15 protein-coding genes are annotated in these 12,451 nt (G+C 63.6%); all 15 read left to right on the top strand.

What is annotated here, in order from left to right; translation table 11 throughout:
- The first annotated feature begins 25 nt into the window (after window positions 1-25).
- The 15 genes from ABD687_RS10840 (at window position 26) to ABD687_RS10770 (ending at window position 12,314) form a co-directional block, all read left to right on the top strand.
- On the top strand, window positions 26-943 hold the full coding sequence (locus tag ABD687_RS10840; protein ID WP_310291290.1) for a helix-turn-helix transcriptional regulator: 918 nt from the start codon (window positions 26-28) through the stop codon (window positions 941-943).
- Between the two features lie 210 nt (window positions 944-1,153).
- Window positions 1,154-1,504 (top strand): ArsR/SmtB family transcription factor, encoded by a 351-nt coding sequence (locus ABD687_RS10835; protein WP_310291292.1) that lies wholly within the window; start codon window positions 1,154-1,156, stop codon window positions 1,502-1,504.
- Complete coding sequence (locus tag ABD687_RS10830; RefSeq protein WP_310291294.1) at window positions 1,501-1,998, top strand: SRPBCC family protein; 498 nt, start codon at window positions 1,501-1,503, stop codon at window positions 1,996-1,998. Before ABD687_RS10835 ends, ABD687_RS10830 begins: the two co-directional genes overlap by 4 nt.
- Before the next feature lie 159 nt (window positions 1,999-2,157).
- Entirely contained in the window at window positions 2,158-2,634 is a 477-nt protein-coding gene (locus tag ABD687_RS10825) for a DUF2975 domain-containing protein (RefSeq protein ID WP_310291296.1), read from the top strand.
- Window positions 2,634-2,870: a helix-turn-helix domain-containing protein gene (locus tag ABD687_RS10820; protein ID WP_302264289.1), complete on the top strand. Its 237-nt coding sequence runs from the start codon at window positions 2,634-2,636 to the stop codon at window positions 2,868-2,870. Before ABD687_RS10825 ends, ABD687_RS10820 begins: the two co-directional genes overlap by 1 nt.
- A gap of 104 nt (window positions 2,871-2,974) precedes the next feature.
- Window positions 2,975-4,165, top strand: coding sequence for a LolA family protein (locus tag ABD687_RS10815; protein WP_310291301.1), 1,191 nt, complete (start codon window positions 2,975-2,977; stop codon window positions 4,163-4,165).
- Window positions 4,162-5,133, top strand: a complete 972-nt coding sequence (locus ABD687_RS10810; RefSeq protein WP_310291303.1) for an ABC transporter ATP-binding protein — start codon at window positions 4,162-4,164, stop codon at window positions 5,131-5,133. Before ABD687_RS10815 ends, ABD687_RS10810 begins: the two co-directional genes overlap by 4 nt.
- Window positions 5,123-5,938 carry an ABC transporter permease gene (locus tag ABD687_RS10805; protein ID WP_264269610.1) on the top strand — a complete coding sequence of 272 codons (816 nt, stop codon included), beginning with the start codon at window positions 5,123-5,125 and terminating at the stop codon, window positions 5,936-5,938. The genes ABD687_RS10810 and ABD687_RS10805 overlap by 11 nt, the downstream gene beginning before the upstream one ends.
- A gap of 38 nt (window positions 5,939-5,976) precedes the next feature.
- Window positions 5,977-6,912, top strand: a complete 936-nt coding sequence (locus tag ABD687_RS10800; RefSeq protein ID WP_310291305.1) for a hypothetical protein — start codon at window positions 5,977-5,979, stop codon at window positions 6,910-6,912.
- Window positions 6,913-7,248: 336 nt separating this feature from the next.
- Entirely contained in the window at window positions 7,249-7,974 is a 726-nt protein-coding gene (locus ABD687_RS10795; RefSeq protein WP_310291307.1) for an excalibur calcium-binding domain-containing protein, read from the top strand.
- Window positions 7,975-8,062: 88 nt separating this feature from the next.
- Window positions 8,063-8,908 carry an HNH endonuclease family protein gene (locus tag ABD687_RS10790; protein ID WP_310291309.1) on the top strand — a complete coding sequence of 282 codons (846 nt, stop codon included), beginning with the start codon at window positions 8,063-8,065 and terminating at the stop codon, window positions 8,906-8,908.
- A gap of 457 nt (window positions 8,909-9,365) precedes the next feature.
- Window positions 9,366-10,328 (top strand): iron-containing redox enzyme family protein, encoded by a 963-nt coding sequence (locus ABD687_RS10785; protein ID WP_377700297.1) that lies wholly within the window; start codon window positions 9,366-9,368, stop codon window positions 10,326-10,328.
- Entirely contained in the window at window positions 10,325-10,768 is a 444-nt protein-coding gene (locus ABD687_RS10780; RefSeq protein WP_264269605.1) for a CDGSH iron-sulfur domain-containing protein, read from the top strand. Before ABD687_RS10785 ends, ABD687_RS10780 begins: the two co-directional genes overlap by 4 nt.
- 204 nt (window positions 10,769-10,972) lie before the next feature.
- Window positions 10,973-12,055: a carboxylate-amine ligase gene (locus tag ABD687_RS10775; protein ID WP_264269604.1), complete on the top strand. Its 1,083-nt coding sequence runs from the start codon at window positions 10,973-10,975 to the stop codon at window positions 12,053-12,055.
- Window positions 12,056-12,146: 91 nt separating this feature from the next.
- Window positions 12,147-12,314 carry a hypothetical protein gene (locus ABD687_RS10770; protein ID WP_302264304.1) on the top strand — a complete coding sequence of 56 codons (168 nt, stop codon included), beginning with the start codon at window positions 12,147-12,149 and terminating at the stop codon, window positions 12,312-12,314.
- The last annotated feature ends 137 nt before the right edge of the window (window positions 12,315-12,451 follow it).

The raw sequence follows: 12,451 nt of genomic DNA, 5'->3' as shown, positions 1-12,451 counted from the left end.
GGACAGTGGCGAAAGGAGCCCGGAGATGACAGCTGGCACCGAGCTCGGTGAGTTCCTCAAGGTCCGCCGCGCCCTGGTCTCACCTGCTGGTGACGGAGGTCCGAGACGACGCGTACCGGGACTGCGGCGGGAGGAAGTCGCCGCGCTGGCCAAGGTCAGCACCGACTACTACACCCGCCTGGAACAAGGGCGGCACAAGCGTCCGTCCGAGGCCGTGTTGGATGCCTTGGCCCATGCCCTGCAGCTCGATGACCTGGCAACCCGTCACCTGTTCGATCTTGCCCGTGCCGTGGCATCCCCGCGCCGTACCGAGTCGCAGAGCGCCGTCCAGCACGTGCGCCCTTCCTTGCATCTGCTGCTGGCCTCCTTCACCGAGCACCCGGCATTCATCCGCGGGCGACGCACCGAAGTGCTGGCCATGAACCCGTTGGCCGCCTTTCTGCTGGCGAACTTTCCCGCAAAGCCGGTACGCCAACGCAGCCTCATCCGTTGGACCTTCCTGGAGGAGGAAGCAAGAACCCGCTACGTGGACTGGGAGAAGACAGCCTCCTCGATGGTGGGTACGTTGCGTCTGGATGCCGGTCGCCACCCGGACGATCCGCTCCTGGCCCAGCTCGTGGGGGAACTGGCGGTGAACAGTGCCGAGTTCCGCACATGGTGGGCCGACCATCGCGTGGTCGAGCGCCGTGACGGGATCAAGCGGCTCAACCACCCCTTGGTGGGCCGCCTCGACATCCGTTACGAGGCCCTGACGGTCACCGGGGAGCCGGACCAGACGATGTTCATCTACACCACGGATCCCGGTTCCGAATCGGAATCCAAGCTGCGCACCCTCGCCAGCTGGGTATACGGCGACACGACGGCACGAGACCTTATCGAAACCGCCGCGGAACACCCGGGCTCGCAAGATCCCCAGCCGAAAGACGATCCGGGCGCACGCTGATTGTCGGTGGCGGACGATTCGGTACATTCGGTTGGCGCACCCGCGATGCAAAGCCCCAAACATCGCGGAGTCGATGCCGGACGGCAACGTCGATGCTGACTGGTCGTTAAACCCATGTCGACGCGAGCCGCCGGCCCCAAGCCCGCGCAGCCCAAATTGTCCCCAACAACCCCTTGTGCAGGACCTCGCGGCGCGCTAATGTACAACCAAATGGTTGTACATCTATTGAGTGAACTCGAGATCGACCGCATCTTCCAGGCCATGGCAGATGCAACCCGGCGCGACATCATCAAGCAGGCGATGCTTCGGGAACAGTCGGTCTCCGATTTGGCGAAGCGCTATGAGATGAGCTTCGCAGCCGTGCAAAAGCACGTGGCGGTGCTCGAGAAAGCATCGCTGATCACCAAGGAGCGACGCGGAAGGGAGCAGATTGTGCACGGGAACCTGGAATCCTTGCGCCGTGCCGCCCGGCTGCTGGAAGCCTACGAGGGCATTTGGCGGCAACGCGTCGGCATGATCGGAGACATTCTCTCCGGCGAACATGAAGGAGTAAGACCATGAGCGTCATCAGCGTTCAAACCGACCCGGAAAACCTCACCCTCACGCTCGTTGCCGAATTTGAGGCAAGGAAGGAACGCGTCTGGCAGGTCTGGGAAGATCCCCGGCAGCTCGAGCGGTGGTGGGGCCCGCCGACGTGGCCCGCAACCTTCGTTCGGCACGAGTTTTCCGAGGGTGGGGAATGCAGGTACTACATGACTGGACCGGACGGTGAGAAGGCCCGTGGCTGGTGGAAGATCTTGTCGGTAGATGCGCCGAACGGCTTTGAATTCCAGGACGGATTCGCCGGGGACGACGGGGAGCCAAGCGGCTTTCTCGGCACCACGCGTTGCGTGGTCAGCCTGGAGGAACAAGACGGGAAAACCCGGATGACCTCGGTGTCCTCATTTGAAAGCGCCGAGCAGCTCGAGGAAATGACCAAGATGGGCATGGACGAGGGCATGCGCGAGGCAGCGGGACAGATCGACGCGATTCTTGCCGAGACTCCTGTCAGATAGCCGTTTCCGCGGGGAATTGCATGGGGATAGAGGGGGCGGGCCGCTTTGGTTCGTCCCCTTTTTCGTTCCCAATGAGGTCCTCTGCGCGCTGTAGCAGGATGGCTAAACTTATCGTTTAACGATAGATTAGAGTCGTTACTCGATATTAGGAGCCCCTCAATGGGAAAAATTACTGTCCTCGCGTTGCGCATTGTCCTTGCGCTGGGCCTTGCCGGATCGTTGTTCGTGCAGGCGGTGATGGTCCCGCTGCTGGCCATCGACCTGAATGAGGCGGGCCCCGACGTCATTGCCGTGCGGACCCCCGTGATCGTGATTGTGTTGCTGGGTATCGTTACCGTCCAGGTTTCCATGGTCTGCGTGTGGCGGTTGTTGAGCATGGTGCGCAGGGGAACGGTATTCTCCCGCGGTGCCTTCCGCTACGTGGACATCGTGATTGGTGCCGTCGCCGCGGCAGCCTTGCTCACCTTCGCCATGGCCGTGGTGCTGGCGCCCGGCGAGGCAGTCGCCCCGGGAATAGTCCTTTTGCTCTGCGGCGGGGCACTGTTGGTCGGCGGGGTGGCGCTCATCGTCATTGTGCTGCGCATGCTGCTGGCCCAGGCTCTGGGAATGCGTGCCGAACTCGACGAGGTTATTTGATGCCGATCATCGTGGATATCGACATCATGCTGGCCAGGCGCAAGATGCAGGTTGGAGTGCTCGCCGAACGCATCGGCATCACGCCGGCCAACCTGGCCGTTCTCAAGAACGGACGGGCCAAGGCAGTTCGCTTCGCGACGCTCGAGGCATTGTGCGACGTGCTCGAATGCCAACCCGGGGACCTGCTGCGGTGGGAACCCGGACCGTCGGCCGATGCCGGTGCCTCGGAAGCCTGACTGTTCCTGCCGGCCTTCCGGGAGCCCTCCTTGCTCGGCATCGCCAACGCCGCCGCACCGGCGTACGGTGGAGATACCAAGTCGCTTGATGGGGATTGATGGCCGTGAAACCCGCTGTACTCAAAAAATGGATACCCGCCGCGCTGGCGCCCGCCGTCATTGCCGCCTTCGCGATGGGAGCCTCGATCTCCGCGAACGCCCAGGTGCAGCTCGAACCCAAGACCCCGCAACAGGTCCTGCAGATGATCGCGGGATCCCACGTCACCGACTTCTCCGGAACCGCCCGCACGACGCTCGACCTGGGGATCCCGCAGCTGCCGGATGCGGAAAGCACTGGCATGGCGCAGCCGGGCCCCTCGGAGGCAGGGGTCGACTCTCCTTCCTCGGATGATCCCGAATCCGCCGGCGCCGACATGCTGGGGATGCTCTCGGCGCTCTCGGGAACCCACGAGGCAAGGGTGTACGTGGACGAACCGGACAAGGCGCGGATCCAGGTCATGGAAGAGATGAACGAGCAGAACATCATCCGAAATGGTTCCTCGCTGTGGCACTACGACTCCGCCGAGAACACCGCCGTTCATGTGGAGCTTCCCGAATCCCACCGCCAGGCCGGTCCGCCACGACACACGATGCAGCCGCCAACTCCCGAGGTGGTCGCTGACCGCTTCCTCGATGCGATGGGGGCAAACACCGACATCAGCGTGCAGGCGGACACTCGCGTGGCCGGCCGGGACGCCTACACCCTTGAATTGGACCCGCGCAGCGAGAACTCGCTGATAGCAAAGGTGAGCATCGGCGTCGACGCCGCCACCGGGGCACCACTGGAGGTCGTCGTGGATGCGGTCGGGCAGGAAGATCCGGCCATGGCCGTTGGATTCACCACGTTCACCCCGGAGACACCTGCGGCAGATCTCTTCGAATTCACGCCACCGCCGGGGGCAGAGGTGAGGGAACGGGAAATCCCGAAGGATCACCTTGGCCGCAAAAACCCCGAGCGGTTCCCGGACCACAAACCCGGTGCCAAGGATGAAACCGTCGAACCAGATTCCAAGGACCTTGCCGATCCCCCCGGCGCGATCAACGGCACCGGCTGGGACACCGTCATGGTGGTTCCCGCCAGCCAGGTCCCCGAGGACCTGGCTGCGAACGAACTGCTGAACCAGCTGGCCACCCCGGTCGAAGGCGGAAAACTGCTCCACACCTCGCTGCTCAATGTCTTGGTCACCGATGACGGGCGCATGGTCTTCGGCGCCGTGACGGTGGCCAGGCTACAGGCCGCGGCCAACGACCAGTGACCGCGGTGCCGGAACTCGAGGACCTGGCCATCCGCACGACGGGGTTGGGCAAGAGCTTTGGAAAACGCCGTGCGGTCAATGACCTGGACCTTGCCGTGCCGCGCGGTTCGATCTTCGGATTCCTGGGACCGAACGGCTCGGGCAAGACCACCACCATCCGGATGCTGTTGGGCCTGGCAACCCCCGATGCCGGCAGCATCTCGCTACTCGCCGAACCCATGCCCGCCGCAGCAGCCCGGGTACTGCCCCGGGTGGGTTCCCTGATCGAAGGTCCCGCGTTCTACCCGTTCCTTTCCGGTCGGGCCAACCTCGTTCGCCTGGATTCCGCTGACCGCACCTCCAACGCGTCCACCCGCCATCGCCGCGTGGACGCAGCCCTGGACAAGGTCGGGTTGGGCAAGGCCGCGCGGCTGGCAGTGCACGCCTATTCGCTGGGCATGAAGCAGCGCCTGGGAATTGCCCATGCGCTGATGGCCGAACGCGAGCTGCTGGTGCTCGACGAACCAACCAACGGGCTGGACCCGCAGGGAACCCGCGAGGTCAGACACCTGATCCGGGTGCTCGCCACTGAGGGGACCACGGTCTTTGTCTCCAGCCACCTGCTCAGTGAGATCGAACAGACGTGCAGCCACGTGGCGGTGATGAGCAACGGAAACCTGGTGGCCCAGGGCACGCTGGAGGAATTGCGGGCCGATGGGAGGCCCCTGGTCTCCCTGCGCACCCCGGACACCGGCGTTGCCCTGGCGGTGCTGGAACGGCTGGGCCTCGACGCGCGTGTCGACCCGGTGCCCGCCGGCGACGACGGGGTCCTTGATGCGGTGCTCGGCTCCGAGGCGCCCGAGCCCGAAAGGCTGGTGGAGGAACTGGTCGCCGCAGGCGTGCGCGTGCGCGGCTTCACGGTTCAGGCCGCCAGCCTCGAAGAGAGATTCGTGGCGCTGACGGGGGAGGGGTTCGACCTTGTCCAGTAGCGGATTACTGGCCAACGAGGTGGCGTTGCTTTTTCGGCGCCGCCGCACCTGGGCGATGCTCCTGGCGTTGGGCGCGGTGCCGGTGCTCATTGCCGTCGCGGTGCGCCTGACGTCGGGTCCGCCCAGCGGGCGGGGGCCGGCGTTCCTTGACCGCGTGGCGGGAAACGGCTTGTTTGTCGCAATCACCGGTCTGCTGGTGTGCATCCCGCTGTTCCTGCCGCTGACGGTCGCCGTGGTTTCCGGGGACACCATCGCCGGCGAGGCAGGGACCGGGACGCTGCGCTACCTGCTCACCGCACCTGCCTCCCGCCCGCGCCTGCTGCTGGTCAAGTTCATCGTGGCGGCGCTCTTCTGCCTGGCCGCGGCGGCCATGGTGGCGGTATGCGGACTGGGCATCGGGGCGCTGCTGTTCCCCACCGGGCCGGTGACGCTGCTGTCGGGAACCACCATTTCCGCACCCGCGGCAGTGTTGCGGGTGGGCTTGGTGGCGCTTTACGTGGCGGTGTCGCTGCTGGGGCTCACCATGCTGGGCCTGTTCATCTCCACGCTGACCGACGTGCCCGTTGGCGCCATGGCCGCCATCGCCGTACTGGCCGTGACCGCGCAGATCCTTGGCCAGTTACCGCAACTGGATTGGCTGCATCCATGGCTGTTCACCCATCATTGGCTGGGCTTCGCCGATCTGCTGCGAGACCCCATCCGCTGGAGCGAATTCGGGCAGAACGCGCTGTTGCAGGGAGGGTACCTGCTGGTGTTCGGCGCCCTGGCCTATGGCCGGTTCGCCAGCAAGGATGTTCTCTCCTGACCCTGGAACCATGCCCCGCGGAGGACAACAATGGGGGAATGGACACTGTGGCTTGGTTGCTCGACTCCGACCCCTCGCTCCGTTGGCAGGTGCTGCGCGATCTGCTCGACGCCCCCGAAACCGAGGTGGCCAAGGAACGATCCCGTGTAGTCGTTGAGGGTTTCGGGGCTCAGCTGTTGGCACTGCAGGATCCCCGCGGATACTGGAACAACGACGAATACGGGGAGGACCACAACCGGAAGTCCGTGTTCTGGTCGCTGGCGCTGCTGCGCCGGCTCGGTGCCGACCCGAACGATCCGCCCGTGCGCGCGGCGGTGGGCAGGGTGCGCGATTCGGTGACCTGGAAGTACTGGGAGAACCTGCCCTACTTCCATGGAGAGGTCGAACCTTGCATCAATGGCGGTGTCCTTTCCCAAGGTGCCTACTTCGGACAGCTCGGCGAGGGCAGCGAGCGGATCATCTCGCGGCTGTTCACCGAGCAACTGCCCGACGGCGGCTGGAACTGCGAGGCCCCCGATTCATCCAAGGTCTCGTCCTTTGACAGCACCCTCGGCGTACTCGAGGGACTGCTCGAACTCGAGCGCGCCGTGGGGGAGGCACCGGCGGCGCTCGCCGACGCCCGGTCCCGCGGCGAGGAATACCTGCTGAAGCGCTCGGGGTTCAAGCGGCTGAGCACCGGGGAAGTGGCCGAAGGCCGCTACCTGAATTTCTCCTTCCCGCCGTATTGGTTTTACGACGTGCTGCGTTCCTTGGACTACTTCCGGGCGGCGCGAAGCTCGTTTGATCCGCGGTTGGACCCGGCGGTTGAGGCGCTGATCGGCAAACGCCGCGGGGACGGCCGCTGGTCTTCCGGGGTTCCCTGGCCCGGGGAGACCTATCTGGACGTCGATGCAGCGGAGGGTGAGCCGAGCCGCTGGAACACCCTGCGCGCGCTGCGGGTGCTGCGCTGGGCCGGGGTCGGGTCCGAGGCCTGACTTCTCGGGGGACCCCGCCCCACCAGTACGATCCGACATGGAATGCGTTGCGTGCCGGACGGCTCGACCCGTGGGGTCACATTCGATTTCCGCATGTGCGCATACTTCGCTGTCATCCCGAGTTTTCATGTTCCCCGTTGCCATGCAACTAAGTAAGAAATGACTAGTCGTCGCGGTTTTGGCTATGGTTTGATCCGTTGATCGAAATATTTGAAGACTTGGGGAATTATGGGCACGGACAAGGGTTTCTTTTGCATGCGGCGGCGCGTCATGGGTTTGGACGGGCAGTCGAGTGGGGTCGCGGCGCGTGATGCCCGGGACGGCAACGGTAAACGAATGTCGAGGGGCATCGTTGGAAAGAGCATCGCCGGTGTCGTGCTTGCCCTGACGCTGGTCGGTTGCTCGATGGCCACGGCCGACCCCGGAAACGGGGATACGCTGCTCGAGGAAGCCGCGGTGGCCGAGACCCTTCCGGCTGATCTCGCGAGCCACGTCGGCCAGTCCTGCGAATTCGATTATCAGGTCATGACCCAGGGCGCCGCGAACAACTACTGCGACGCGGATTCAACGGGTGCGCTGGTCTGGGTCGACCAGGATGCCCACGATCGGGCCGAGGCCGATCTGGCATCGGCCCGCGAAGCCGAGGCCCAGAACGTTGCCGAAGCGAAGAAGAAAGCGAACGAAGCCGCTGCAGCCACAGCGAAGGCAGCAGCCGACGCCAAGAAGAAGAAAGCGGCAGCCGCTGAAAAGGCAGCCGCCGAGACCAAGAAGAAGGCAGCGGCGGCGAAGGCGGAGGCAACGGCCAAGGCAAAAGCCACCCGGAAGGCAGCGGATGCGCAAGCGGCCAAGGTCCGTGAACAAGAAGCGAAATCCGCCCGTGCCGCAGAAAAGGCTCGCGAGAAGAAAGAGTCTGCCAAGCCCAAGGCGCCAAAGGTCACCGCCAACACCTACTACAAGAACTGCACAGCGGTAAGAAACGCCGGAGCAGACCCGATCTACAAGGGCGATCCCGGCTACAGCAGAAAACTTGATAGGGACGGCGACGGTGTCGCCTGTGAGTGACGGCGATCGTGCGGGCTCGGGTGGAGTTCGGGCGCGGAAGAGAACCAATCCCGGAAAGAGCCTAGGCACTGCAGGGCCGCTTTCTGCCATGGTGCTTGTTCTCGGACTGGTCCTGACATCCTGCGCTGGTTCCGACGCGTCGGCCGTTGCAGCTCCGGTCATCTGGTCGGAAGCTCCTGTCGGTGAACCCCTGGTGGTTTGGTCGGAGGCTCCGGCTCCAACAGCTTCCGAACACGTGCCCGAACCCGAGGTGGCGGCAAGGCCCGCTCCGACCGTAGCGTCGAATTCAGCCGCAGCCAGCTCGAAGGCGGCTTCCGCGCCCTCGAGCACCGAAAACGCCTCGAAGGCCAAGGCGGGCACAACGCTGCATCAGCTTGCCGGCATCCCCATCAAGGGCAGGGCTCCGAAGACGGGCTACGAACGTAGCCTCTTCGGTAGCGGCTGGAAGGACCCGGACCGAAACGGCTGCGATGCCCGCAACGACATGCTGCGTCGGGACCTGACCGGCATCGCGGCGAAGCCCGGAACCAACGGCTGCGTCGTCACCAGCGGAGTGCTCTCCGATCCGTTCACCGGAAAACGCATCGATTTTGTGCGCGGCCAAGGGACCAGCACCAAGGTCCAGATCGACCACGTCGTCGCGCTGTCCGACGCCTGGCAAAAGGGTGCGCAAAAGATGACCGAGGAACAGCGAGTTAAATTTGCCAACGATCCGCTGAACCTCCTGGCCGTGGACGGTCCATCGAATGCTTCCAAGGGCGATTCCGATGCTTCCAGTTGGCTGCCATCGAACAAGTCGTTCCGCTGCTCCTACGTGGCACGCCAGACCGCGGTCAAGACCAAGCATGGACTGTGGATGACCAAGGCCGAACATGCCGGCATCAAGCGGATCATCACCAGCCAGTGTCCTCAGCAGCAGGTTCCCGAGGGTTAGCGGACAGGAGGTATCACTCGGTTCGCGTGATCGCCGACTCACTGCGAGAGCCCTCGCCACGGTGTGAATGGCAAGTGTCTGACCGTCGCACGGTGCAGGGTCGAACCATCGCACGGAAGAACGCTTCAAGGGCGTTCTGCGAATGCTCGGCGAGGCGGGCGGGTGTTCCTTGGTGATCCGGCGGAACGGATGGCCGCCCTCTTGATTTCCGTCCGGCACCAAACCTGATTGTCCGCTATCAGCTGAGGCGAGTGTCAAAATTCTTGTCGTTCCAGTGAAGGCAACTTACGGTAATTTCAAGATTAATTTCGGATTCCAGGAAGCTCCATGACGACACATGGGTGTTCTTGGAGCCGCCCCCGGGGTTCCCCTTCACGAACGGAGCATCATGCGAGACCTCCCTACTGGACGTGGGCCGCTCAGTTCCGCACTTATCGCGGCTCTGGTGCGCAATGACATGCCAGATGACCTGGACCAACTCGGGGAAACGGCAGCAGAAGCCTTCCGCGTCGATACAGATATCCTCTTCAACGAGGATCTGCAGCTCACCTTGTTTGTCCTCTATGAACTCCACTACTCGGGCTTCGACTCCATCGACGATGGCTGGGAATGGCATCCGCCGCTGTTGGCCCTGCGCAAACGGCTCGAGGAGCGGTTCGAGAACCGCTTGAACGACACCATAGGAGAACTTCCGCAACCGGCCCCGACCGCGCAATCAGTGGCCGAGGCACTCTTCGACATGACCAAAGCAGCGACCGGGCCATCGGTATCCTCCTTTGTTGCGCGCAATGCGACCCTGGAACAGGCCCGTGAATTCCTGGTCCACAAGTCCATTTACCAGTTGAAGGAAGCCGATCCCCACACCTGGGCGATTCCGCGACTCACCGGCCGTGCCAAATCGGCGCTGGTGGAGATCCAAGCCGACGAATACGGCGGTGGGGTTCCCGGCCAAACGCACGCCGAACTATTTGCCCGGACCATGCAGGGGCTGGGGCTCGAGAACGACTTCGGGAGCTACATCGATGCCATCCCTGCCATCACCCTGGCTTCAGTGAATGTCATTTCACTCTTCGGCCTGCACCGCAGGCACCGGGGCGCTGCCTGCGGCCACTTGGCGATCTACGAGATGACCTCATCCATACCGAATGCGAAGTATGCCCGGGGATTCCGACGACTCGGATTTAGCTCGCCGGTCACTGACTATTTCGATGAACACGTGGAGGCCGACGCCGTTCATGAACAGATTGCCGGACGGGACCTTGCCGGCGGACTCATTGAGGCAGACCCCCGATTGATGAACGACGTGTTCTTCGGTGCTGCGACTGTCATCCTGCTCGACACGCTGGCCGGCCAATGGCAGATGAACGCCTGGCAATCCGACCGCAGCTCGTTGCGCGCCGAACTCCGGGCTGCAGCATGAGCAACTCCGGGCCCGCCAGCATCACCGTTTGTCCCCGTGGTCCGCTGATCGTCAGGGGCAGCTTCGACATCGTGGACGGCGACAACCAGCCGGTCGATCCGAGGCGCGGAACCGTGGCGCTTTGCCGGTGCGGCGGGTCGAAGATCAAGCCGTTTTGCGATGGCACCCATAAATTGCTTCGTTTTGATGAGCCGCAGTTGCAGAACGCCAATGAGGACGACAATCCTCCCCTGAATTTTTCCCACAAAAATACAAAGGAGAAGAACACCATGAATGAATCCCAGGAATCCACCACGGACGCTGCCGAGAAGAAAGAGCAGGCCAAGCGGGAGGACCACGTATCGGACCCTGCGCTGTCCACCGAGACGGGCCATGACTGGACGGACGAGGGCGGGGCCATCAAGAGCGGCCCGGCGACCAGTAACGACAACAGCGAGTAGGGCTTCGGCTCCGAGTCGTTGCTTCGTGGTCCCTGTCGTCGAAAGACGTCAGGGACCACGTTGGGAGTTGGCACCCTTCCCCGGGAGGGTAGATGTTGGCATTCACCTGCCGATGCGAATGGAGTGAAATTCCAAGTCGCCACGGACGATCCCCTTGTCCACGCATTATTGCCTCGTCTTAGCATCTCTAACGGAAGGATCCCCATGAGCACCTTCGGCATCGAGGAAGAGTTCTTCCTGCTTCACCCGGAAACCGGTTTGCCTGCCGACCCGGATGCTGCCACGTCGGCCATCATCATGGGCATCAAGGCAGGGGGGAATTCCACTCAGACCGAACTCTTGGCCTGCCAGGTAGAGACCGCCACGCCGATCTGCAGTGACGGAACCACTGCGCTGGCGTCGCTGCGCGAGTACCGCAAGGAACTCGCTCGCACCGTTCAGGGCCTGAATCTACTGCCCGTGGGTCTGGGTGCGGCACCGTTGGTTCGCGCCGGCGCCGCCGCTATCGCCTACGATGACCGTTACCGCGCAATGCACGAGTTTCTGCCCGGAATCAGTGGGGAGCAGTATGTCTCAGGGCTTCACGTCCATGTCTCGATACCTGACGCGGATGCCGGGGTGGTGGCCTTGAATGCCCTGCGGCCTTGGTTGCCGCTGGTGCTGGCGATTGGTTCGAATTCCCCGTTTTGGCGCGGTGCGGATTCAGGGTTCGCTTCATGGCGCAGCATCCACTACCGCCGGTGGTCGATACAGGGCATCCAGCCGCATTTTGCCGACGCACGGGAATATCGGACCCGGATGGACACGCTTCTGGCATCCGACGTCGTATTGGACCAGGGCCATATTGGCTGGGCAGCGCGCCTATCGAACCGGTATCCCACCATCGAGGTCAGGATCGCGGACGCCCAGCTACGCGCCGAGGACTCGGTGTTGCTGGCGCTCATTGTGCGCGCACTGGTAGACACCAGCCTGCGTGCCCCGGCCGCGACCGAACCGCTGTTGTCCGAAGTCCTGGACCTCGCCTTCTGGCAAGCAGCCAAGCACGGCTTAACGGGGAACCAGGTGGATCCTGTCACCGGGCGGGCAATCAGCACCAAGCAGCTACTGGTTGCGTTGCTGCAGCTCATCGGCGAGGCCCTGGCCGTGAACGGCGACACTGATTTCGTCCAGACGGGTCTGGAACGACTGGCCAGGGACGGAAACGGCGCCCAACGCCAGCGCGCCAGCCTCCGCCGCGGAGGTCTCGGACAGGTCATCAGTGATGCCGGCGAGGAGCTGACGGCCTGAGCCCTCGGCCGCCGCTCAACGACTGTTGCCAAGAACCGGAAGCAGTGCCACGGTTGAGGTATCCACACCCTTTTTTCGCGGGAGGCAGGCCATGGGCAACAACCATCACGAGGACGAGCGCTACAAGAAGTTTTACGACCGCCCGCCGCACGGCGAGGTGCCCAAGGACCCACGGGTCAAGGAAGCCAGGGAAGGTGGATCCGAGCCGGTCGAGGACGGCTCGGTGCCCGTCCAGGATCCCGGCCCGCCCCGGGACTAGCCGGATCCCGGGCACTGAGCCAAGGCTGCGGCGCTTCACTGTGGTGTTGGTCAGGCGAACCACTCGACATTGACGCAAGCAAGAATCGTCCCGGCACCCAGTATCGGGGTGCCGGGACGATTCGTCTGGAGGTTTGA

Origin of the sequence: Paeniglutamicibacter sulfureus (assembly GCF_039535115.1) — a bacterium.
Classification (GTDB): domain Bacteria; phylum Actinomycetota; class Actinomycetes; order Actinomycetales; family Micrococcaceae; genus Paeniglutamicibacter; species Paeniglutamicibacter sulfureus.
This window is presented reverse-complemented; position numbering and strand designations above follow the sequence as displayed.